Below are 20,782 nucleotides of genomic sequence, written 5' to 3'. Positions count from 1 at the left end.
GGCACCTCACCCGCCGACGAGCAGACTCCGGCTCGGCACCGCCACCGGCGCGGGCCGGATCAGGCCGCCGGCGAAGGCGATCGCCAGGACCAGGACCACGACCGTCAGCACGGTCGCGGCGATGGGCACGGTGATCGCTACCGGGATGCCGAGCACTGTCAGCGACGCCAATCCCCCGCAACCCCACACGATGACGGCGACGAACCGGCCCAGCAGCGGGGCATACGGCCAGCCACGCAACGACCGTCCGACCCCCTCGCGCGCCAAATATCCTGCGGCGGCGGGAATCACCGGAGTGAAGCCGAGCAGTTGGATCGCCGGTTCGGTGACGTGCACTGTGGGCCCCTTACACTCGCCGAACATGTTTGCCGAAAGTTGTCTCGAATCGGTTATACCCGCTCAGAATCCATCGCTCAGCCCGTTCGCGCAACTCCGCGACCCACCCCGGGGGCGCCCGCGTGCGCACGCCCTCGCCCGCACCGGGTTCGAGCACAGTTCCCGCCGGGTCGGCGGCAGTCATCATCGCCGGGCCGGCAGCGTCCACATCACGCGACAGTCACCGGCGCCGATGGCCGCGACCTGCGCGATTGATACCATCTGGTGATGTTTGCGCCCGGTCACGCGTTGCTCGAATTCTCGGCACGACGCCATCTGCACCAATTGAACACCGAATTCGGAGCACCCGCCGCCGCGGCTGCCGCGATGCTGCCCGCGCTGGGCGCCGAACTGGACCAGCACGCCGCCGCGATCCGCGACATTCTCGAATTCGGCGTCGAGGATTCCGCGCGGATTCCGGTCAACATCCTGCTCGCCGGCTACGCCCGCGGTCTGCTCGACCACGGCGACGAACCGGTGACACCCCCGCCGACCTGGCACGATGCCGACTGGCTGCCGCTGCGGCTGGCCGCGGTCTGCCGCCACGCCGGGCTCTGAACCAGCGAGCGGCGCCCCGCCACCGAGACGATGACGGTGCGCCGGCGCCGGTTGGTCAGACGGTCTTCTCGGTGTCCACCCATTCCTGTGTGGTGCTCACCCGCTCGCCGGCCCGCGCGGCGTCCTCACGTCCGCGCTGGTAGGCCTCGGCCTGCCCCTTCATCGCGGGCATCTCGGCCTCCAGGCCGCCCAGCCAGCGGTTCCAGCGCTGCTCCATCGGGCGCACCAGGCCACCGCCGACCCCGACGACCAGGATGCCGCCGAGCGTGGCCAGCACCGCAATCAGGATGGGCGTGGTCACCGCGGTCGCGACGCCGATCTGGTTCAGCGCGGCGATGATGCCGATACCCCAGATGAACACCGCGGCGATCCGGCCGAGCATCGGCCCGTAGGACAGCCCGCCGAGCACATTGGAGACCATCTCGCTGACCGCGTGCGCGATCGCCGCCGCGATCACCACGATCACGATCGCCACCGCCGCCCTGGGCAGCCAGGCCACAATGCTGTTCAGCAGATCGCTGACCGGATTCGGCCCGAAGACCGCGAAGCCGATCTGCAGCGCGATCAGCAGAATCGCGTAATAGGCGATCTTGGCGAGAATTCCGGACGCGTCGTATTTACTGCGCGCCATCATCTTCCGCAGGTCACCGCGCTCCACCAGCCGGTCGAAACCGACCCGCTCGAGCACCGCGTGCACGATTTTCGCCACCACCTTCGCGATGATCCAGCCGATGAGCAGAATCGCGACGAAGGCGGCCGCCTTGGGGACGAACTGCGCGACCGAACTCCACGCGTCGGTCAAACCCTGCTGGAAGTCCAGCGCAACGACGGAGGTATCCACGGCCCTTCCTTTCGCTTGTTCCCGACCGCTGCGGCGAAATTGCCGAAGCACTGTCTCACCTGGGAATACCCTGGTTGTTTCGGCCGAATCACCAGGTAGCGAATTATTTGCTCACCGCCAGGTCGGTGTGTGGATCGCCACTGGATCTTGCGCACGGCCCGTTCTCCGGAGGACAGTCTGTAAGTAGTTACTTACTGCGACGGAGGTGATGGTGACGCCCACGACACGCGAGCGGATCATGACCGAGGCACTGCGCCTGTTCGGGGAACAGGGCTTCGCCAAGACCTCGGTCGCCCAGATCGAACAGGCGGCCGGACTCTCCGGCGGGTCGGGTGCGCTGTATCGGCACTTCAAGTCCAAGGACGAACTGCTGGTGCGGGCGGTGGACACGCGCCTGACCGACCGGAGCGGATGGGACCAATTCCTGGCCCCGGAATTCTCCGTCGCCACGGCACTGACCGCGATCACCCCGTCCGGCAGCACCGTCGACAAACTCCTCGCACTGTGCCGGATCGGCCTGGCCCGCCTGGACCACGACCGCGATGTCACCCGAATCCTGCTCCGGGACAACTCGATTCCCGCCTCGCTGCTCGAGGTCTTCCGGCAGCAGGAATACGCGGTGGTGATGACAGCGGTGACCCGCGGCCTGATCGAACTGGCGGGATCTCGTGGGGCCGAACAGGATTGGGACGCGACCGCCGCCGTGCTGGTCGGCGCGCTGGCCCATTTCTGGATCATGGGCGACATCTTCGACGGCGGTCATCCGGCGAACGTCGACACCGAACGCTATCTGCGGGCCACCGCGGAACTGATCGCCGCCCGGATCGACTGGGCGGACACCGAGGGAGAGGACAGCTGATGCGCACACCCATCACCGTCATCGGGGGCGGACTGGCCGGGCTCACGGCGGCGATCGCCGTCGCCGAAACCGGCACGCCGGTCAAGCTTTTCGAGGCACATCAGACACTGGGCGGACGCGGTCGCGCCACCCCACCACCGCATGTCGCGCACGAGGGCGCGCACGTGTTCTATGCCGACGGGCCGCACTACACCTGGCTGAAGGAACGCGGTTTCGTCGCCGGGCTCGGCTGGCCCGCGCTCTCCGGCGGTTTCAAACTCGCCTTCCGTACCGACGGGCGGCTGCGCCGGATCCCACCGGTGGGGATGCTGCGCGCGCAGTCACGCCGGTGGCTCACCGCCCCGGTCGACGTAGACTTCCACAGCTGGGCGGCCGATCGCTGGGGTGAACGCACCGCCACTCAGCTGGCCAACGCGATCAGTGTCGTCACCTACGACGCGAACACCGGGCGCCTGTCCGCCGCGTTCGTCTGGGATCTGTTCCAGCGCGCGCTCGGCCCGCGAGTACCGGGCGTGCGGTGGGTGCGTGGTGGCTGGCAGCGGACCATCGACCGGATGGCCGAGCGCGCGAACGAACTCGGCGTGCTCGTCGAGACCGGCGCGCGCGTCACCGAGCTGCCCACCGACGGTCCCGTCATCATCGCCACCGATCTCGATTCCGCCCGCACCCTGCTCGGCGACGAATCCTTGCGCGGCACCGGTGGTTTCGCCGCTCTGCTCGACCTCGCCGTCACCGCGGATCGCCGCGACCGCCACATCGTCTTCGATCTGGACGAGGCCGGTTTCCACGAGTGCTACACGATGCAGGACGACACCATCGCCCCCGCCGGCGAATCCCTGTATCAACTCCAGATGCCGGTGCGCGACAACGAATCCCGCGACAGCGCCCACCAGCGCCTGGAACGCCTCGCCGACGCCGCCATCCCGGACTGGCGCTCCCGCACCACCTTCCACCGCACCGCCACCGCCAAGAACCGCACCGGCGCCCTCGACCTCCCCGGCACCACCTGGCGCGACCGCCCCGCCATCGACCGCGGCGACAACATCTACCTGGTCGGCGACATGGTGGCGGCCCCCGGCATGCGCGGCGAGATCTCGATCAACAGCGCCCTCACCGCCGCCACGTCCGCAGTCGCGGTCACAGCTCGAACACGTTCCGAACGAACCTGACGAACCTCCCCAGTCGACCACGGTGACAACGTCCTACCAGGCGATATACCATCAGATGCATGGCCCTGTTCGAGATCCGCGCGGAGATCGAGGTAGTCGATTGGTTGCGCACGCTGTCCCCTTCGCAGCTGGCTCGGGTCGACGAGGTGGTCGGGCTACTCGCGGCGGAAGGCACCGGCTTGGGTATGCCGCTGTCCAGGACACTCGGCGATCGAGTCTGGGAACTGCGCATCCATCTGCACCCGGTCGATATGCGGCTCACGTACTGGTTCGCAGCATCTGGCCAGATCGTCATGCTGACTGTCTTCCGCAAAACCCGCGACAACGAACGCCTTCAGGTGATGCGAGCAAAGGAAGCGCAGAAGCTGTGCGCCGCAGGTCACGACTTCGACAAGGTTGTAGGCACGATAGACACCTCATGGGAGGACCGATGAAAAAGGCACACAGCAGCATCGCTGACGACCCCGTACTGGCAGCCAAACGGGACACGGAGGAATACCGCTCTGCAAGGGAGATCGCTCGTGTCGAGATCGCACTCGGGCGAGCGGTCTTCAAGCGGCGCACGGCGCTCGGGATGTCGCAGACCGAGCTGGCCAGGCGCGCGCAGACGACTCAGCCAGCGGTGTCCCGACTCGAGGCCGGCGGCGGGGGCATACCGACGCTGGCCGTTCTCGATCGGCTCGGTCGAGCGCTGGGTGTTCGGTTCGCGCTGAGCGTCGGCGCGGATTCGGACACTGCCGACGAAATCCTCGGACTCACCGCGTGAATTCCCGCGCCCTCGGTGGCACCGGTCGCGGCCGGTTCTTGCTCACACCGAACGCCGCTGGGCCATACGACGCCGCGCATGCTCGGCGTCGACAGCCTCGACTTCGGCCAGCGCCAACGCGCTCCAGTTCAGCGCCTCCCGGGTCATACCTGCTGGACGACCACCCGCGAATCGACCAGTCTGGCGAGGTCGTCGACATCGGAGGTGTACACGGTGACCGCACCCGGCTGAGCATTCGCCACCACCGCGAGCGCCGCGTCGATCGCGTGCTTGTGCCCGTGCAGGCCCGCCGACGCCAGCAATCGCCGGGCGGCTCGCGCCTGTTCCTTACCGAGATCGGGAACCACCAGCCGGGACAGGACCCAATCCCAGCGATGCTCCGAAGTCCGGCCGTCGTGCGCTTCGACCACTGTCATCGGCGAGGTCATCACCACCGCGTCGAGTTCGGCCGCCACGGCGATCCGGGCGATCATCGCGCGATCTCCGCGCACCGCTTTCGACAGGGCCTCCGAGTCGAGTACCTGGAACCGCGGCACTGCGGCTCGCGGCCGCTTCTTGCTCACGCGGAATGTCGCTGCGTGGTCCGGAGCCGCGCGTGCTCGGCGTCCACGGCCGCGAGCTCGGCCAGCGCGGCCGCCCGCTCGGCGTCGGTGACCGGCCCGTGTTCGTCCTGAAGCCACTGGGCCAGCTCGAGCAATCGGTCCCGCTCCAGCTTGGCGCGCAGCGCCTCCGCGATATAGGCGGACAGCCCGCGATCACTCGCCTCCGCCCGGATCTCGTCGAGAAGATCCTCGGGGACCGTAACGGTGATCTTCCTGGTGGCCATATAACCCACCATACTCACCGTATTGCGGGATGGGCCGAAATCTCGCTCAGTGGCCGGTGCTAAGGAAACCCAGGAGGTCGTGGCGGGTGATGACGCCGACCGGCTTGCCGTCTTCGACGACCATGAGGGCGTCGGTGTCGGAGAGGGCCTTGGTGGCGGTGGAGATGGGTTCGCCGGAGCCGATGAGGGGGAACGACGGGCTCATGTGCTGGGCGACGGAGTCGGTGAGGTGGGCGCGGCCTTCGAAGACGGCCGAGAGCAGGTCGCGTTCGGTGACGCTGCCCGCCACCTCACCGGCCATCACCGGGGGTTCGGCGCCGACGACGGGCATCTGGGAGACGCCGTATTCGCGCAGGATCTCGATGGCGTCGCGCAGGGTTTCCGACGGGTGGGTGTGCACCAGGTCGGGCAGTTCGCCGGACTTGCCGCGCAGGACGTCGCCGACGAGCGGTTCCGGGGCGACCTCGAGCGGGGTGCGCAGGAAACCGTAGGAGCTCATCCACTTGTCGTTGAAGATCTTCGACAGGTAGCCGCGGCCACCGTCGGGCAGCAGGACGACGACCACGGCGTCGGGATCGCGGCGAGCGACCTCGATCGCGGCGACCACGGCCATGCCGCAGGAACCGCCGACCAGCAGGCCCTCCTCGCGGGCCAGGCGGCGGGTCATGTCGAAGGAGTCGGCGTCGGAGACGGCGATGATCTCGTCGGGGACCGACGGGTCGTAGGCCGAGGGCCAGAAGTCCTCGCCGACACCCTCGACCAGGTACGGGCGACCGGTGCCGCCGGAGTAGACCGAGCCCTCCGGGTCGGCGCCGACGATCTTGACCTTCCCGCCCGAGATCTCCTTGAGATAGCGGCCGGTGCCGGTGATGGTGCCGCCGGTGCCGACGCCCGCGACGAAGTGGGTGATCTTGCCTTCGGTGTCGGCCCAGATCTCGGGTCCGGTGGTCTCGTAGTGGCTGTCGGGGCCGCCGGGGTTGGCGTACTGGTTGGGCTTCCAGGCGCCCTCGATCTCGCGGACCAGGCGATCGGAGACGTTGTAGTAGCTGTCGGGGTGCTCCGGCGGCACGGCGGTCGGGCAGACCACGACCTCGGCGCCGTAGGCACGCAGGACATTGCGCTTGTCCTCGCTGACCTTGTCCGGGCAGACGAACACGCACTTGTAGCCGCGCTGCTGGGCGACCAGGGCCAGGCCGACACCGGTATTGCCCGAGGTCGGCTCGACGATGGTGCCGCCGGGCTTGAGCAGCCCTTCTTCTTCGGCGGCATCGATCATCTTGACCGCGATGCGGTCCTTGGAGCTGCCGCCGGGATTGAGGTATTCGATCTTGGCCGCCACCAGGCCCGCGTTCGGGCCGACCACCGAGTTCAGCCGCACCAGGGGCGTGTTTCCGATGAGATCGACGACATGATCCGCGATACGCATAGCTGATCCGCCTCTCCGCGATTCTTGCCGTTCCGAGATCGATAATTCCGTCCCGAGCGTAGCCGAGCGCCGGCGACGCCTACCGAGCGGAGTAGCGCCAACCAGGCTGTCTGTGGTCAGCGTCTCCGTCCCGGCCGATTCGCGTCGTAGAATTTCCGGATGTGAGCGCACCTCGAATCGGTTGGCGTGCCGCTGTGGTCACCGGGGCGACGACACTGCTCGCCGGGTCCAGCGCGGGCACGGTCTCCTGGGCCACCTATCGGTTGCTGATGACCCAGGCCGGAGCAGCGCGGGCGGTCATCGGGCGCGACACCTCCAAACCGCCGGAGGCCGACGGCGTCTACGCGCCGGACGCGCAGCGGCCCGAACCGTGGCGCAAGGGCGTACCCAGCGACCTGCACCTGATGATCTTCGGCGACTCCACCGCCGCCGGGCTGGGCTGCCTGAGCGCGGCCGACGTACCGGGCGTGCGGCTCGCGCGTGGCCTGGCCGCGGCGACGGGGCTGCGGATCCGGCTCAGCACCAAAGCCATCTCGGGCGCCACCTCGAAGGGGCTGGCCGGGCAGGTGGACGCGATGTTCGTCGCGGGCCCGCCACCGGACGCGGCGGTGGTGCTGGTCGGCGCCAACGACATCACCAAGAAGCACTCGATCCGGGCCTCGGCGCGCAGGCTGGCCAGCGCGGTGTCGCGGCTGCGCGCCGCCGACGCGCTCGTCGTCGTCGGCACCTGCCCGGATCTGGGCACCGTCACCGCCATCCAGCAACCGCTGCGCACGGTCGTCGCGAACTGGAGTGTGCGGCTGGCCAAGGCCCAGACCGTCGCGACCACGCTGGCCGGGGGAATCGCGGTGCCGATGGGGTCACCGCTGGTCGCCTCCGAGTTCCGCGCCGCCCCGGAGATCCTGTTCGCGACCGACGGATTCCACCCGTCCGCGGCGGGTTACGAACTGGCCGCCGCGCAGCTGCTCCCGGTGCTGATCGAGGCCGTGCGCGAGCGACCTGCTCTTCCCGTGGCGCACAGCGAGACGTAGATTCACGAAGGACCGGTTGGTACACAGCCGTTTCACGCAAGCCATCTGAAAAGGAGTCCTCATGCCCGAGGCCGTCATCGTCTCTACCGCCCGTTCCCCGATCGGCCGTGCCGTCAAGGGTTCTCTGGCGAGTATGCGTCCGGACGACCTGACCGTGCAGATGGTCCAGGCCGCGCTGGCGAAGGTCCCCTCGCTCGACCCGACCCAGATCGACGACATCATCCTGGGCACCGGCTCCCCCGCCGGTGAGGGCGGCTTCGGCATGGGCCGCATGATCGCCATCGAACTGGGACTCGACGTCGTCCCCGGCACCACCGTGCAGCGCTACTGCGCGTCCTCGCTGCAGACCACCCGGATGGCCTTCCACGCCATCAAGGCCGGCGAGGGCGATGTGTTCATCTCCGCCGGTGTGGAGACCGTCTCGCGCTACGCGCGCGGCTCGGCCGACAGCTCGCCCGACACCAGGAACACCCTGTTCGACGACGCCGTGGCCCGCACCGCCAAGACCGCCGAGGGCGGCCAGGGCCCGTGGCACGACCCGCGCCAGGACGGCCTGCTGCCCGACGCCTACATCGCGATGGGCCAGACCGCCGAGAACGTCGCCTCGCTGACCGGCATCACCCGCGAGGACCAGGACCACTGGGGCGTGCGCTCGCAGAACCGCGCCGAAGCGGCCATCAAGGCCGGCTTCTTCGAGCGGGAGATCTCGCCGGTCACCCTGCCCGACGGCACCGTGATCAGCAAGGACGACGGCCCGCGCGCCGGCGTCACCTACGAGGGCGTGAGCGGGCTCAAGCCGGTCTTCCGTCCCGACGGCACCGTCACCGCGGGCAACTGCTGCGCGCTCAACGACGGCGCCGCCGCGCTGGTCATCATGAGCGACACCAAGGCCAAGGAGCTGGGCCTGACCCCGCTCGCGCGCATCGTCTCCACCGGCGTGTCGGGCCTGTCGCCGGAGATCATGGGCCTTGGCCCGGTCGAGGCGGTCAAGAAGGCGCTGGCCTTCGCGGGCAAGTCGGTCTCCGATATCGACCTGTTCGAGATCAACGAGGCCTTCGCGGTGCAGGTGCTCGGCTCGGCCCGCGAGCTGAAGATCGACGAGGACAAGCTCAATGTCTCCGGTGGCGCGATCGCGCTGGGTCACCCGTTCGGTATGACCGGTGCCCGCATCACCGCGACCCTGCTGAACAACCTGCAGACCTACGACAAGCAGTTCGGCGTGGAGACCATGTGCGTCGGCGGCGGGCAAGGAATGGCCCTGGTGATCGAGCGCTTGAGCTAGGACCTCCGACAACACGAAAGCGGCCCCGAGCAGATTCGCTCGGGGCCGCTTCGCTGATCTCGTGAGCACATGGGTAACTCACCGGGTACCGGCTAACCCAACTCCCGCTCCGCCGCCGGCCGCCCAGGCTGCTGAGACGCGCCTAGGTCTGGCCAGAATCGCGGGGAGGCGGGTCAGTCCCGCTGGAAGTAGCTCAGCAGGCGGAGGATCTCGATGTAGAGCCAGACCAGGGTGACGGTCAGGCCGAGGGCGACGCCCCAGGCGGCCTTCTCGGGGGCCTGGGCGCGGATCAGCTGGTCGGCGGCGTCGAAGTCCAGCAGGAAGCTGAACGCGGCGATGGCGATGCAGACCAGGCTGAACACGATCGCCAGGGCGCCACCGTCGCGCAGGCCGAAGCCGCCGTCGGTGAAGAAGCTCGCGATCAGGTTGCCGACCATCAGGACCAGCACACCGACCATCGCGCCCAGCAGCATGCGGGTGAAGCGCGGGGTGACCCGGATGGCGCCGGTCTTGTAGACCACCAGCATGCCGAAGAACACGCCGAAGGTGCCGAGCACCGCCTGGCCGATCAGGGCGCTACCGCCCACGCCGCCGAAGGTGACATCGGTGAACATCAGCGAGATCGCGCCGAGGAACAGGCCCTCGAACGCGGCGTAGGACAAGACGATGGCGGGGTTGTCCATCTTGCGGCCGAAGGTCGCCACCATGACCAGCACGAAGCCGATCAGGCCACCGCCGATGGCGAACAGCGGAGCCAGCGACGGGTTGGCCGTGGACAGGGCGAAGGAGATGATCGCCGTGACCGTGAGCACCGCGAGGGTGATGCCGGTCTTGGTGACCACGTCGTCGATGGTCATGGCACGGGTGGCGGGGGCCTGCTGGAACTGCTGGCCGTACTGCTGCCCGTATTCGCCGTACTGCTGCTGTCCGTACTGCTGATTGCCGAACTGGCCTGCGCCGGCTACGCCCGAACCGAAGTTCGCGTAACCGCCGACACCCTCCTGGCGGGGTAAGTTCTTGAACACCGGATTCGATGAGGTACGCACCGTGCGCCTTTCTTGGAGTTACGAGTTCGCTGTACAGCTCCAACTGCCCTGTTCAACGTGCCACGATCGGACAAAGTTCCCGTCGCCGCGGTCACCGTCTGTTCGGGACAAATCGGACTCTACCGCGTTCGGGGCGCCCTATCGTTGTACGTCACGCAGACCACGGACAGACCGCGTCACCGTGAATTTCTGGTTCCGCCCGATCACATCGGTGCGCCCGACCATCCGCTCGACCACGCCGCGATAGTTCAGGTGCGAGTTGTACACCGTCCACAGCTCCCCGCCGGGCCGCAGCACCCGGCCGGTCTCGGCGAACATCTTGATGGCCGACCCGGTGTGCACCGCGGCGCCGACATGGAACGGCGGATTGCACAGCACCAGGTCGGCGCTGTTGTCGGCGGCCGAGGACATCGCGTCGTCGCGCACCACGGTCACCCGGTCGGCGACGCCGTTGGCGGCCGCGGTGGCCCTGGCCGAGGCGACGGCGGCGGCGGACTGGTCGGTGCCGACGACCCGGATGCGCGGGCGCGACTTGGCCAGCGCGACCGCGAGAATGCCGGTACCGCAGCCGAGGTCGATGGCCTCGCGCGCGTCGGGCTTCATCCGGTCCAGGTGTTCGAGCAGGAAACGGGTGCCGATGTCGAGGCGCGGACCGGAGAAGGCGGCGCCGTGCGCGACGACGTCGCCGTCGATCTCGATGATGTGCTCACGCACCGGGAACCGGCTCGCGCCGACCGGCCGTGGCTCCCCGGCCACCAGCACCCGCGACTTCTGCCGCCCGCGTCCGGCACGCACCTGCGCGAAGGATTCGGCGAGCACGCCGTTCATCGCCGGGGTCAGGTACTTGTCGCGACCGCCGGCGAAGACCTGCACGTCCTCGGCGGCGTAGCGGGCGATGGCCTCGGCGATCTCGGCCAGCCCCGGCAGCATCCGCGGCAGCCGCATCAGGATCACGCGTGCGCCGGTGAGCAGGTCGGCGTCGAGCCCGTGCGCGGTGTAGCGGTCGGTGAGGCCGAGGTTCTTGGCATTGCCCGCCAGTGCGAGTTCGCCGGTCAGCAGGTCCTGGTGCACCCGCAGACCGGTGAGATCGTGGCGGGTGGCCGCGCCGAGGGTGAGCGCGCCGTAGGCGTCACCGATCACCGCAACCTCGCCGCTACCCACCGCCGTCAACGCCTGGTCGGCGGTATCGAGGAGCAACCGGTCCGCGGCGTCGACGGCATAGAGGTTGGGCGCCTCCACGTCGGGAAACCGGCGCAAACGGGCGAATACGTCCTCGACACTGTCCACCCGACAAGTGTGCTAGATCGTTGCCCCACCGTCACATCCGACCCTGATATCAGCCAGTGGGCTTGCTCACAGCGCGCGATGGGACGGGCTGATCCGATGGCCCCGAACGGCTTTCATCGATTTGCGACACCCTTGCAGATCACCGCGAATTGCCGGATTTCACGAATTTCGTTGTTCCCCAATGATTCGCCGTACCAGGATAGACCCCGCACCGCACGACATGTCATCGAACGCAGGACCTGCCGCAACACCCGGGCCGCACCGCCCCGAACCGGCCCGCACGCGGGCGTCCAGCACCCGGATCGGCGACCCGGCCGCACGCTCAGCAAACTCACCGTAGACCGGACACACCCGGCGCCGGTGCGCCCGTCGGCGGGCCGGTCGTGCGTACCATCGGCCCATGCGCAATGTCGGAGTGTTCGTGCTGGCCGCCGCGATCGCGGTGACACTGTCCGGCTGCGGCACCGAGGACACCCCCGCGGCCACCACCGCGTCGCCGACGAGCACCACCAGCACCTTCGTCGACCGCACCGGCGAGGTCCCCACCGACGCGGGCCCCAAATCCGGTGCGGCCTCCCCCGGCGCGGCGCTGACCGTCACCGATATCCGGATCGTCCGTGAACAGGGCTTCGACCGGGTGGTCTACACCCTCGGCGGCAGCGGCACCCCCGGCTGGCAGGTCGGCTACACCGACCGCGCGGTCCAGGACGGCAGCGGCCGGTCCGTCGAGGTGGCGGGTGAGTCGATTCTCGAGGTCCGCATCCTCGGCTCGGCCTACCCGTTCGACTCGGTGGTTCCGCCGTACGCGGGACCCGACCCGGTCACCGATCCGGCCGCGCCCGGTATCACCGGCGTCTACAAATCACTGGTCTACGAGGGCGTGACGCAGTCGTTCATCGGCGTCGGTGCCGCGCGGCCGCCGTTCGCGGTCACCGCGCTGGCCGACCCGCCGCGGGTGGTCGTCGATATCGCCGTCCAGTAGGTCTACCCCTACCGAGTCGGGGTATTTCGGGGACGCCGACGCCGCTGGTTAGACTGGCTACCGTGAACGATCGGCCGCCGCACGCGCGGGCCCCGGGCATCGCCAGGGCCCTCGTTCTGCTGGCCCTGCTGGCCGGGATCGTCGCCATGCATTCGGCCGTGTTCACCACCGCGCACACCGAACACACCGGCGCGCACGTCACCCACACCCAGGATGCCGCCACCGCCCCGCCGGTCGACACCGACTGCGGCGCGGGCGGCTGCGCCGAACACGCGGGCATCCACGGCTGCGTCTTCGTGCTCGCCGCGCTGCTGGCGGCCCTCACCCTGGTGCTGCTCTATCGCCTCGGCGACAGCGCCGTACTGGTCCGCGCGGCACTGCTGGTCTGGCGCAGCACCCGTGAACGTTCCCCGCCGTGGACCGTTCTCACCCTCTCCCAACTGGCGATTCTGCGGATCTGACAGGTCGGCCGCGCACGCGGCCCCGACCTGTTCACCCACACCCGAATCCCCAGGAGGATCACCCATGTCCAACACCCGTACCCGCGGCACCGTGCTCGCCGCCGCCGTCGCCGCCGCCCTGTTCGCCGCGGGCTGTGGCGACGACACCGCCACCACCACCGCCGAGCATCCCGCGAGCACCAGCGCGGCGACCAGCACGACCGGCGTCCGCACCGATTTCAACGACGCCGACGTCACCTTCCTGCAGATGATGTACCCGCACCACGCGCAGGCCGTCGAGATGGCGCAGCTGGTGCCCGACCGCACCCAGAACCCGCAGCTGCGGGCACTGGCCACGCAGGTGGAGCAGGCGCAGGCGCCGGAGATGGCGCAGATCACCACCCTGCTCACCAGCTTCGGCGAGTCGGCGCCGAGCGCGGGCGGACACGGCGGCCACGATATGCCGGGCATGATGACCGAGGCGCAGATGAGCGCGCTCGAGGCCGCCCGCGACGCCGAGTTCGACCGGCAGTGGCTCGAGCTGATGATCGAGCACCATCTCGGCGCGGTCGACATGGCGAAGACCGAGCTCGCCGGTGGCGTCAATGCCGAATCCCGGCAGCTGGCGACGACGATCGTGGCCGATCAGGAGGCTGAGATCGCCACCATGCGCGGCATGCTCGGCCAGTAGTCGAACGAGGCGGCGCCGGGGGCGGACACCCGGCGCCGTGTCTCGGTTGGTCATCGATATCGGCACCGCGAGCTGACGCCGTCCGGGTACAGCCAGTACGGTCGATATGTTCGGCCTTGAGGGAGGAGAAGGACATGCGCGTACTGGAACGAGCAGGCCTGGGCATCGCGCTCGCGGCGACCGTGACCGGAGTGATCTTCATCAGCGCCTGCTCGAAGCAGGTGCAGGGCACGGCGGAGGCCAATGTCACCGAGCTCGCCCAGTACACCTCCGAGGTGGCGGCGTCCTCGGCGGCGGCGTCCTCGTCCAAGGCGGCGCGGATCGAGGCGGCCAACGACACCGCCTGCGATGGTCTGCGCGCGGCCAACAAGAGTTCGGTCACCTCCTTCAACGCCTACATCGACGCCAGCAACAACCGCGCGGCCGATACCGACACCAAGGCCACCGAGGCCGTCACCACGCTGCGCAACAACGCCACAGATCTCGACCGCAAGCTCACCAGCGATGTGATCTCGGATCTGTCGGTGCCGCTGGCCGACTATCGCGACAAGACCAACACCTTGGCCGACACCCTCGATCGCCGCGCCCCCACCGACGAACTGAACGACGTGATCGATACGTTCAACGCGTCCAAGGACACCGCGATCGAGGTCTGCAAGCTCTACGGCAGCTGAGGTCCGTAACAAGAACGTGATCGTTCACGATTCCCACCCGAGACATCACCGGGAGGGTGGACGTGAACGCGTATCTGAAACATGCTGTGGCAGCGGCGATTACCGCCCTGACCCTCGCCTCTGGCGCGGTACTGCCCGGCGCCGCCGGCGCCGAGCCCGCCGCCACCGAGCAGTGCGAGGTCAGCTCGGGGCGCACCCCACAGGCCGCGACACCGGCCCAGGTCGGCCTGGATCCCGGCGGCGTCGCCACCGCGATGGAGCTGGCCGTGGACCCCACGCGCTTCAATATCCAGCTCTACCGCAACGACTGCCTGATCGCCACCGGGCCACGCAACGCCGAATCCGGTGGGGTGCCGTGGAATCTGTGGAGCGGGACCAAGAGCGTGGTCGCGCTGGTCGCCGGCGCCGCCGTCGACGCCGGCCTGCTGCGGATCGACGACCCGATCGACCGCTACCTGCCCGCCGGTCTCGGCGACGCCGAGCATCGCGCGATCACCGTGCGCAACCTGCTCACCGAGTCCTCCGGCATGGAGGTGGCGGTGGCCGCCGAGGGCGCGACGGGGCTGGCCCAGCTGGACCCCAATGTGGTCGCCCAAGCGCTGGCCATGCCGATCGAACGTCCGCAGGGCACCATGTTCCGCTACAGCCAGCGCGCGGTCGACCTGCTGGTATTCGTGATCCAGCAGGCCGTCGGCGAGGATTTCCAGACCTTCGCCCAGCGAAAGCTGTTCGACCCGTTGGGTATAGCCCGGTCGGACTACTACTGGGCCCGTGATCGCGCGGGCAACACCTATGGGCACGCGCACCTGATGTTGCCGCCGGACGATTTCGCCAAACTCGGACTGCTGGTGGGCAACCGGGGCAGCTGGAACGAGGTGCAGGTGATCTCGGCCGAGTACATGCACCAGGCGCTCTCCCCGTCGGCGAGCATGCCCTGCTACGGCTTCCTGTTCGTCATCAACGGCGAACCATGCCGGCTCGAGTTCCCCGGCCTGCCGTTGGACGCGGTGAAGATGTCGGGCATGCTGCGCAACGACAGCTACATCGTGCCCAGCCTCGACCTGGTGCTCAACTGGACCGGCCTGGCGACGTTCGGCGCGTCCTCGACCTACACCCACGATGTGATGCGGGCGCTGGTGCTGTCGTTCCGCGATCCGGTGCTTCCCGATCCCGGCGAGTACCAGCAACGCCCGGATGTCAGCGTGACCGATCCGATGATCGCGCGCCCAGACCCGTTCTTCGGCACCCTCGGCATCGGCCCCTACGCCTACCCTGGCTGCAACATGATCGAATGTCTGGGCGAGACGCCCAAGGCACCCTTCGCCGACGCGCCGCCCGGCTGTCTCGTGCTGGGCTGCGTCGGCACCGATCCGCGCACGCCAGGTATCCGCTGACGGTCACCGCGTATTCGCCCTGGGCGCGCGGACGCGGGTCGCGTATTCTGAACCGACCGGACATGACCAGTTAGGACCGGTTCGCCGATCGGGGAAGGAGCCGCCCCCATGCCCGCACCGCTGCGCGACAGCGCAGTGCCCAAGCACGAACAACTGCGCGCGATCCTGCTGCAGAAGTGCACGCGCGAGCTGCAGCCGGGCGATCTGATGACCAGCGAGCGCAACCTGATGCAGGACTACGGCGTCAGCCGGATCACGGTGCGCGAGGCGATCGGTCAGCTCGTCAACGAGGGGTATCTGGTCCGGGTGCGCGGCAAGGGCACCTTCGTGGCGCACCGGCCGGTGCAGTCGCGGTTGCATCTGGCCTCGTTCACCGAGGAGATGCGCGCGCTCGGTCATCACCCGACGACGCTGGTGCTGCTCGCCGAGGAGGCCGTCGCACCCGAGGCCACCGCCCGCGCGCTGCGCCTGCCCCAGGGCGCGCGCGCCTATCACGTGCGGCGGTTGCGCCTGGCCGACGAGGAACCGGTGAGCGTGGACGACGCCTGGTTCAATCCCGAACTCGTGCCCGGCCTGATCTCGCACGACCTGACCGGCTCGATCTACCGGACCACCGCCGAGGGCTACGGCAGGCCGATCGAGCGGGCGGTGCAGACGGTGGATGCCCAGGGCGCCGATTCCGGGGTCTCCGCGCTGCTCGGCGTCAAGAAGGGTTCCCCCGTGCTGCATTTCGACCGGGTGTCGTTCAGCGCGGAGGTACCGATCGAGCACACGCACAGCTGGTACCGGTCGGATCGCTATCAGGTACAGATGGAAGTGGGGCAGCGCGCACAGGTCACGGCCTGAACCTACCGGTCCGAACTGGTGTGAAATTCAGTTATTTCAGTTACCGTCTGGGTGCTATCACAGCGAAGTGCTCGGAGGTATCACCCGTGTCCGTATCCACATCCATCACCCGCGCCGGTCTGCTGACCACGCTCGCAGCGGCCGCGCTGGTCGCCACGGGCGGCACCGCCAACGCCATCGGCGGCGCCGACTGGGACCTGTTCCCCTCCGGCTCGGTCGAACTCGGCCCGCCGACCGGCAGCGCGGGCTCGGTCGACGCCGACCTGGGCAGCGGCACCGGATCCTTCGACGCCGACCCCGGCTCGAGCGCGCCCGGCACCGGCTCGGGCCTGCTCCCCTGGTTCGTCCCGCCGATTCCCGGCTCGGCGGGCTGATTCGCTGGCGCGCGCACCGGATTCCGGCTGCGCGCGCCAACGATCACACCCGCCACAGTCCAGTCGGTCAGATCACCGTGCCCACGTCGGTGCGGACCAGGTTGTCCAGCGCGCGCTCGGCGAGGGCGGCGATCGTCATCGACGGATTGCAGGCCGCGGTGTTGCCCGGCATGAGCGCACCGTCGATCACGTAGAGACCGCGCTGCCCGAGGACCCGTCCGTCCACATCGCACACCGTGCCCATGTTCGCGCCGCCGAGCGGATGCCAGGTCGACGGGAACGCCAGATTGGTGTCGAGCAGCATGCTGCCCGGGCCCGCGATCCGCTCGACCGTGGGGGCGATGGAGCCCTCCTGGATGACCCGGTCGCCGTCGCCCGGCCAGCGCAGCGTCGCCTGGTCCGCCCCGGCGTCGTAGACGAATTCGCCGCGACCCTGGCTCACGCCGTAGCCGACGAGCATGGTCGAACCGGGATCGACGGCCAGTGGCGGCAGCGACGCCTGGATGACGGTGTGCGCGCGCTGCGGGTCGTCCCAGTTCAGGCTGCCGTAGACGACCGGGCCGCCCTGCTCGGCCCCGAACCCGGCAGTCGGGTTGTTCCACACGTAGATCCGGTCGGCGTTGCTGCCCCAGCCGCGCCCGAGCTCGTCGGGCAGGTCGGCGATCTGCCCCTTCGCCGCGGCCCGCACCAGCAGCTTGGTGGTGTTGAGGCTGCCGGCGGCCATGACCAGCGTCGGGGTGGTGATGATCTTGGTTTCCTGGACGGTGCCGGTGGTGTCGACCCGGTCGACGTGCACCACCCAGCGGCCGTCGGCGGCGCGCTCGATCTCCATGACCTCGTGCAGGGTCTGCACGTCGACCAAGCCGGTCGCCTCGGCGGCGGCCACGTAGGTGACATCGACGGTGTGCTTGCCGCCGTTGTTGACACCCATCGCGCCGTCACCGTTGGTGTAGGACGGCGCCATCTCCCCGCGCAGTTCGGCCAGCGCGTAGTTCCAGTCGATGGGCATCGGGATCTTCGACAGCGGCAGGCCAGCGGCCCGCACCCGGTCGGCGAAAACCCGGGCCGCGGCGTAGTTCTCGTGCGCGATGAGTTCGTCGGGGGCGGTGGCCAGCCCGAGCATGCGCGCCACCCGCGGGTAGTGCACGCGGTCCAGCCGCGTCCAGTCGAGCTCGGCCGGGAAGTGCGCTTCGAACACCTCGCGGGTGGGCTGCAGCGACATGCCCTGGTAGATCAGCGATCCGCCGCCGAGCCCCGCCGCGCACAGCGCGGTCATGCCGGTGCCCGGCACCGCTTCCACCAGGCCGGTGTAGGGCTCGAAGATCATCGGCCTGCCGAACAGCGCCTTCTCCGAGCGGTGCCAGAGGATGCGCTTGTCGGGGTTGTTGGCGTGCGGGAAGGTCTGCGCGTTCGGGCCGGTTTCCCAGCGCTTGCCGCGTTCGAGCAGCAGCACCGGCACGCCCGCCTGGGCCAGCCGCAGCGCGGTCACGCCACCGCCGAAGCCGGAACCGATCACCACCACCCGGCGGTCCTCGCGGGTGAGCGGCACTCCCCCGGTGCGCGCGGCGATACCGGGATGGGCACCGGCAGTGCGGGTCGCGGCGAGGGTCAGGCCCATCGCGGCGGCGCCGGTCAGCAGTGACCGGCGGGAGATCTTCGACATTCCACAACCTTCAGCTAGCTGGGACGCGCTGGCGCCCAGGGATTTTCGATCTTCAGCTCGCGCGTTGCGCGAGCAACATGCCGAGCAGCCCGACCTCGCGGCCCTGGCCGGTGATCATGTCGCGGGCGGCCCGCTTCACCTCACCGCTCGACAGGATTTCCTCGGCCGCGGCGGCCATCTGGATGCCGCCGTAGTGGTGCCGCTGCATGAGCCGCAGGAACAGCACCTCGGCCTGCACGCCCCGTGCTGCGGCGAGCTCGTCGAGCTCGGCGGTGCTCGCCATTCCCGGCATCACCGAATCGGTGTGCGCGGCAAGGGCATCGGAGTGATGCCGGGCGCCGACCGTCCACCCCATCGGCTCGGCGTTGGTGACCGGCGCGCCGGCCAGGCGCAGCCAGCCCAGCAACATGCCCAGCTCGGTGCGCTGGGCATCGGCGATCTGCCCGGCCAGCGCGAGCACGCCGGGTCCAGCGCCCGGGTCGAGCCGCTGCACCAGGATCAGGGCCTGACTGTGGTGGGCCACCATGTCCTGGACGAAACCGATCTCGGTCGCGGTCAGCACCGGTGCGGCTGTCTGCTCGTCGGAGGAGATCAGCGGCCGCATCGCCGCGCCCATGGTGAGCAGCAGGACCGCGAGGCCGGCCGGGGCGAGTACGCGCATCGCGCGGTGGGCGATCATGATCCGGTCGTCGATCGCTGTCCGGGCGGTGGCGTGTACACCGCGGGCGAGAGTTCCAGCGCCAGGAATCCATTGTCGGCGCAGGCCGTCCACAGCTGGTTGCCGCGCCACTCCGGCGGCGCGAAACACCAGTCGGTGGACAGATCGCCGAATGCCAGTGTCCCGGTACGGGAACTGAGCGCCTGGGCGGGATCGAACTGTCCTTGCAGCATCGCCTGGGCCAGCGACGGCGCGGCCAGCAGCGGCGGGCCGATGATCGAGGCCAGCGCGTGCGGGGAGTTCCACAGTTCGGCGTTCTGGCCGGTCCTGGCTGGCGGGTTGAAGTAGGCGATCTCGCGGATGGCGCCGGGGTCGCGCACGTCGAAGACCCGGATGCCCGAGGAGGTCCAGCTACAGGCCAGCGCGGTGGGGTCGGCCGGGCGGTCGGCGGCGCAGTAGTGCGCGTCGTAGGCGAACAGCGAACCGCCCGAGGCCGAGGCGACCATGCTGTCCTGGTTCTCGGGCAGATTGATCGCGAGCTTGATCGACTGCACCTGCCGGGGCGCGCGATCATCGCTGACATCGATGAGCTTGACCCCGCCCGAGCCCGCCTCGTCGACCGCGAACACATACGGCTTGCCGCCGTAGCTGACCGGCAGGATGTGCTGGGTCGCCCAGCCGTCGGTCCACGGCATGTCGGCGAGTTCGCGCACGGCAGGCGCGCTGTCGCGGCGCTGCACCGCGCTGACGTCGAGGACCTTCATCCCGCCCATATTGTTGGCCAGGTACATCCGGTTGCCGTCCGGCGAGAAGCCGAAACCGTGCATGGAGAAACCGGGCAGGCCCTGCCAGATCACCTTCGGTTGCGCCGGATCGCTGATGTCCACGGCGCTGACCAGCCCGGGAGCGGTTCCCGAACTCCAGTAGGTGTTGCCGTCCGGGGAGAAGCCGCCTTCGTGCGCGGTGATCGGCAGCGGCAGCGAGAGATCGGTTCCCGGCCCCGGATTGAGCAGTCGCGGGTGGGCGCAGTCGGAGATGTCGTAGATCGACATCAAGCCTGCGCCGGTCAGGAACGGGACACCGGCGCCGATCAGGAGCTTGCGCCCGGCGTGCACCTTGAGGCTCTCCCAGGTACCCGCCAGCATGGCCGGTTCGGTGAGCGTGGTGGTGTGCACGGGCGCGGTCGGGTCGCTGACGTCGATGACGCGCACGCCCATCGCCTCGCCGAGCAGATTGCCGGGGAAGAAGGTGCCGATGTAGGCGCAGTGATCGAAGGTCACCGAGGTGATGCCGCCGCCGCGGCCGGGCGAGCTGCCGAGCTGGCGGATATTGCAGCGGTAGCCGTCGCGGCTGCGGCCGCTGTCGCGTTCGGCGGCGGGCACGTCACCCTGCAGGCCGGCCTCGGGGATCGAGCCGGGCTGACAGTCGGCGGCGCCGGCGGACTGCGGCGGCGGTGCGCCCGCCGAGGGCACGGTCGCGACGACCGGCAGCACCAGGACCGCGGCGGCGAGGGTGCCCCAGCGCCGGGCTGTGCGGAAGAACGAGGAGGTCATGGCGTTGCCGTCGACCCGTATCGGGTCGCCTTTCGATAGTC

Annotated in this window: 24 protein-coding genes; 14 read left to right on the top strand and 10 right to left on the bottom strand. The window is 69.2% G+C overall.

All coding sequences use genetic code 11. The features are described from left to right. Positions 1-6: 6 nt before the first annotated feature. Positions 7-336, bottom strand: coding sequence for a hypothetical protein (locus tag ACFXK0_RS11520; RefSeq protein ID WP_379410010.1), 330 nt, complete (start codon positions 334-336; stop codon positions 7-9). Positions 337-603: 267 nt separating this feature from the next. Between ACFXK0_RS11520 and ACFXK0_RS11515 the strand changes: the two genes are divergently transcribed. Further along, positions 604-933: a DUF6401 family natural product biosynthesis protein gene (locus ACFXK0_RS11515; protein WP_379410009.1), complete on the top strand. Its 330-nt coding sequence runs from the start codon at positions 604-606 to the stop codon at positions 931-933. Positions 934-988: 55 nt separating this feature from the next. On the opposite strand, the gene ACFXK0_RS11510 is transcribed toward ACFXK0_RS11515, so the two are convergent. Continuing rightward, the gene (locus tag ACFXK0_RS11510) at positions 989-1,774 is read right to left on the bottom strand and encodes a hypothetical protein (protein WP_379410008.1); all 786 of its coding nucleotides are present in this window, start codon (positions 1,772-1,774) and stop codon (positions 989-991) included. Positions 1,775-1,985: 211 nt separating this feature from the next. On the opposite strand from ACFXK0_RS11510, the gene ACFXK0_RS11505 reads away from it, so the two are divergent. Genes ACFXK0_RS11505 through ACFXK0_RS11490 form a run of 4 tightly spaced genes read left to right on the top strand, consistent with a single transcriptional unit; the run spans position 1,986 to position 4,568 of the window. Continuing rightward, on the top strand, positions 1,986-2,633 hold the full coding sequence (locus ACFXK0_RS11505; RefSeq protein ID WP_379410007.1) for a TetR/AcrR family transcriptional regulator: 648 nt from the start codon (positions 1,986-1,988) through the stop codon (positions 2,631-2,633). Then, the gene (locus ACFXK0_RS11500; protein ID WP_379410006.1) at positions 2,633-3,802 is read left to right on the top strand and encodes an FAD-dependent oxidoreductase; all 1,170 of its coding nucleotides are present in this window, start codon (positions 2,633-2,635) and stop codon (positions 3,800-3,802) included. Before ACFXK0_RS11505 ends, ACFXK0_RS11500 begins: the two co-directional genes overlap by 1 nt. A gap of 59 nt (positions 3,803-3,861) precedes the next feature. Continuing rightward, positions 3,862-4,236 (top strand): type II toxin-antitoxin system RelE/ParE family toxin, encoded by a 375-nt coding sequence (locus ACFXK0_RS11495; protein ID WP_379410005.1) that lies wholly within the window; start codon positions 3,862-3,864, stop codon positions 4,234-4,236. Further along, positions 4,233-4,568 (top strand): helix-turn-helix domain-containing protein, encoded by a 336-nt coding sequence (locus tag ACFXK0_RS11490; protein WP_379410003.1) that lies wholly within the window; start codon positions 4,233-4,235, stop codon positions 4,566-4,568. The genes ACFXK0_RS11495 and ACFXK0_RS11490 overlap by 4 nt, the downstream gene beginning before the upstream one ends. Before the next feature lie 143 nt (positions 4,569-4,711). On the opposite strand, the gene ACFXK0_RS11485 is transcribed toward ACFXK0_RS11490, so the two are convergent. From ACFXK0_RS11485 to ACFXK0_RS11475, 3 genes are read right to left on the bottom strand one after another with little or no spacing between them, the layout of a single operon-like run. Further along, the gene (locus ACFXK0_RS11485; protein ID WP_379410002.1) at positions 4,712-5,131 is read right to left on the bottom strand and encodes a DNA-binding protein; all 420 of its coding nucleotides are present in this window, start codon (positions 5,129-5,131) and stop codon (positions 4,712-4,714) included. After that, complete coding sequence (locus ACFXK0_RS11480; protein WP_379410001.1) at positions 5,128-5,394, bottom strand: ribbon-helix-helix domain-containing protein; 267 nt, start codon at positions 5,392-5,394, stop codon at positions 5,128-5,130. Before ACFXK0_RS11480 ends, ACFXK0_RS11485 begins: the two co-directional genes overlap by 4 nt. Positions 5,395-5,440: 46 nt before the next feature. Further along, the gene (locus tag ACFXK0_RS11475) at positions 5,441-6,820 is read right to left on the bottom strand and encodes a cystathionine beta-synthase (protein ID WP_379410000.1); all 1,380 of its coding nucleotides are present in this window, start codon (positions 6,818-6,820) and stop codon (positions 5,441-5,443) included. A gap of 161 nt (positions 6,821-6,981) precedes the next feature. Here ACFXK0_RS11475 and ACFXK0_RS11470 point away from each other — a divergent pair, with 161 nt between their 5' ends. Further along, complete coding sequence (locus ACFXK0_RS11470) at positions 6,982-7,851, top strand: SGNH/GDSL hydrolase family protein (protein ID WP_379409999.1); 870 nt, start codon at positions 6,982-6,984, stop codon at positions 7,849-7,851. Between the two features lie 61 nt (positions 7,852-7,912). Then, the gene (locus tag ACFXK0_RS11465) at positions 7,913-9,133 is read left to right on the top strand and encodes an acetyl-CoA C-acetyltransferase (RefSeq protein ID WP_379409998.1); all 1,221 of its coding nucleotides are present in this window, start codon (positions 7,913-7,915) and stop codon (positions 9,131-9,133) included. A gap of 173 nt (positions 9,134-9,306) precedes the next feature. Here the strand turns inward: ACFXK0_RS11465 and ACFXK0_RS11460 are convergent, their stop codons facing one another. After that, positions 9,307-10,179 carry a Bax inhibitor-1/YccA family protein gene (locus ACFXK0_RS11460; protein WP_379409997.1) on the bottom strand — a complete coding sequence of 291 codons (873 nt, stop codon included), beginning with the start codon at positions 10,177-10,179 and terminating at the stop codon, positions 9,307-9,309. Positions 10,180-10,317: 138 nt separating this feature from the next. Then, positions 10,318-11,466 carry a class I SAM-dependent methyltransferase gene (locus tag ACFXK0_RS11455; RefSeq protein ID WP_379409996.1) on the bottom strand — a complete coding sequence of 383 codons (1,149 nt, stop codon included), beginning with the start codon at positions 11,464-11,466 and terminating at the stop codon, positions 10,318-10,320. Positions 11,467-11,866: 400 nt separating this feature from the next. Here ACFXK0_RS11455 and ACFXK0_RS11450 point away from each other — a divergent pair, with 400 nt between their 5' ends. The 7 genes from ACFXK0_RS11450 to ACFXK0_RS11420 all read left to right on the top strand — a co-directional run bounded on the left by ACFXK0_RS11450 (position 11,867) and on the right by ACFXK0_RS11420 (position 16,867). After that, positions 11,867-12,448: a hypothetical protein gene (locus ACFXK0_RS11450; RefSeq protein ID WP_379409995.1), complete on the top strand. Its 582-nt coding sequence runs from the start codon at positions 11,867-11,869 to the stop codon at positions 12,446-12,448. A 62-nt stretch (positions 12,449-12,510) separates the two neighbouring features. After that, positions 12,511-12,909 carry a DUF6153 family protein gene (locus ACFXK0_RS11445; RefSeq protein ID WP_379409994.1) on the top strand — a complete coding sequence of 133 codons (399 nt, stop codon included), beginning with the start codon at positions 12,511-12,513 and terminating at the stop codon, positions 12,907-12,909. Positions 12,910-12,973: 64 nt separating this feature from the next. Continuing rightward, entirely contained in the window at positions 12,974-13,579 is a 606-nt protein-coding gene (locus ACFXK0_RS11440; protein ID WP_379409993.1) for a DUF305 domain-containing protein, read from the top strand. 134 nt (positions 13,580-13,713) lie between these two features. Next, positions 13,714-14,253 (top strand): hypothetical protein, encoded by a 540-nt coding sequence (locus tag ACFXK0_RS11435; protein ID WP_379409992.1) that lies wholly within the window; start codon positions 13,714-13,716, stop codon positions 14,251-14,253. An 86-nt stretch (positions 14,254-14,339) separates the two neighbouring features. Continuing rightward, a complete protein-coding gene (locus ACFXK0_RS11430; RefSeq protein ID WP_379409990.1) occupies positions 14,340-15,647 on the top strand; it encodes a serine hydrolase domain-containing protein in 1,308 nt (435 codons plus the stop codon). A gap of 108 nt (positions 15,648-15,755) precedes the next feature. Continuing rightward, a complete protein-coding gene (locus tag ACFXK0_RS11425) occupies positions 15,756-16,493 on the top strand; it encodes a GntR family transcriptional regulator (protein ID WP_379409989.1) in 738 nt (245 codons plus the stop codon). 86 nt (positions 16,494-16,579) lie between these two features. Then, positions 16,580-16,867: a hypothetical protein gene (locus ACFXK0_RS11420; RefSeq protein WP_379409988.1), complete on the top strand. Its 288-nt coding sequence runs from the start codon at positions 16,580-16,582 to the stop codon at positions 16,865-16,867. A 67-nt stretch (positions 16,868-16,934) separates the two neighbouring features. Here the strand turns inward: ACFXK0_RS11420 and ACFXK0_RS11415 are convergent, their stop codons facing one another. Genes ACFXK0_RS11415 through ACFXK0_RS11405 form a run of 3 tightly spaced genes read right to left on the bottom strand, consistent with a single transcriptional unit; the run spans position 16,935 to position 20,741 of the window. Next, positions 16,935-18,530, bottom strand: a complete 1,596-nt coding sequence (locus ACFXK0_RS11415) for a GMC oxidoreductase (protein WP_379409987.1) — start codon at positions 18,528-18,530, stop codon at positions 16,935-16,937. Positions 18,531-18,582: 52 nt separating this feature from the next. Further along, a complete protein-coding gene (locus ACFXK0_RS11410) occupies positions 18,583-19,209 on the bottom strand; it encodes a DUF305 domain-containing protein (protein ID WP_379409986.1) in 627 nt (208 codons plus the stop codon). Beyond that, positions 19,206-20,741 carry an LVIVD repeat-containing protein gene (locus ACFXK0_RS11405; protein ID WP_379409985.1) on the bottom strand — a complete coding sequence of 512 codons (1,536 nt, stop codon included), beginning with the start codon at positions 20,739-20,741 and terminating at the stop codon, positions 19,206-19,208. The genes ACFXK0_RS11410 and ACFXK0_RS11405 overlap by 4 nt, the downstream gene beginning before the upstream one ends. Between the last annotated feature and the right edge of the window lie 41 nt (positions 20,742-20,782).

Origin of the sequence: Nocardia sp. NPDC059177, assembly GCF_042755165.1 — a bacterium.
Classification (GTDB): domain Bacteria; phylum Actinomycetota; class Actinomycetes; order Mycobacteriales; family Mycobacteriaceae; genus Nocardia.
This window is presented reverse-complemented; position numbering and strand designations above follow the sequence as displayed.

Excerpts from the sequence above, each read along its gene's own strand:
- ACFXK0_RS11490 (WP_379410003.1), top strand. The coding sequence starts at position 4,233 with ATGAAAAAGGCACACAGCAGCATCGCTGACGACCCCGTACTGGCAGCC.
- ACFXK0_RS11405 (WP_379409985.1), bottom strand. The coding sequence starts at position 20,741 with ATGACCTCCTCGTTCTTCCGCACAGCCCGGCGCTGGGGCACCCTCGCC.
- ACFXK0_RS11515 (WP_379410009.1), top strand. The coding sequence starts at position 604 with ATGTTTGCGCCCGGTCACGCGTTGCTCGAATTCTCGGCACGACGCCAT.
- ACFXK0_RS11500 (WP_379410006.1), top strand. The coding sequence starts at position 2,633 with ATGCGCACACCCATCACCGTCATCGGGGGCGGACTGGCCGGGCTCACG.
- ACFXK0_RS11480 (WP_379410001.1), bottom strand. The coding sequence starts at position 5,394 with ATGGCCACCAGGAAGATCACCGTTACGGTCCCCGAGGATCTTCTCGAC.
- ACFXK0_RS11415 (WP_379409987.1), bottom strand. The coding sequence starts at position 18,530 with ATGTCGAAGATCTCCCGCCGGTCACTGCTGACCGGCGCCGCCGCGATG.
- ACFXK0_RS11475 (WP_379410000.1), bottom strand. The coding sequence starts at position 6,820 with ATGCGTATCGCGGATCATGTCGTCGATCTCATCGGAAACACGCCCCTG.
- ACFXK0_RS11450 (WP_379409995.1), top strand. The coding sequence starts at position 11,867 with ATGCGCAATGTCGGAGTGTTCGTGCTGGCCGCCGCGATCGCGGTGACA.
- ACFXK0_RS11435 (WP_379409992.1), top strand. The coding sequence starts at position 13,714 with ATGCGCGTACTGGAACGAGCAGGCCTGGGCATCGCGCTCGCGGCGACC.
- ACFXK0_RS11495 (WP_379410005.1), top strand. The coding sequence starts at position 3,862 with ATGGCCCTGTTCGAGATCCGCGCGGAGATCGAGGTAGTCGATTGGTTG.
- ACFXK0_RS11410 (WP_379409986.1), bottom strand. The coding sequence starts at position 19,209 with ATGATCGCCCACCGCGCGATGCGCGTACTCGCCCCGGCCGGCCTCGCG.
- ACFXK0_RS11425 (WP_379409989.1), top strand. The coding sequence starts at position 15,756 with ATGCCCGCACCGCTGCGCGACAGCGCAGTGCCCAAGCACGAACAACTG.
- ACFXK0_RS11465 (WP_379409998.1), top strand. The coding sequence starts at position 7,913 with ATGCCCGAGGCCGTCATCGTCTCTACCGCCCGTTCCCCGATCGGCCGT.
- ACFXK0_RS11440 (WP_379409993.1), top strand. The coding sequence starts at position 12,974 with ATGTCCAACACCCGTACCCGCGGCACCGTGCTCGCCGCCGCCGTCGCC.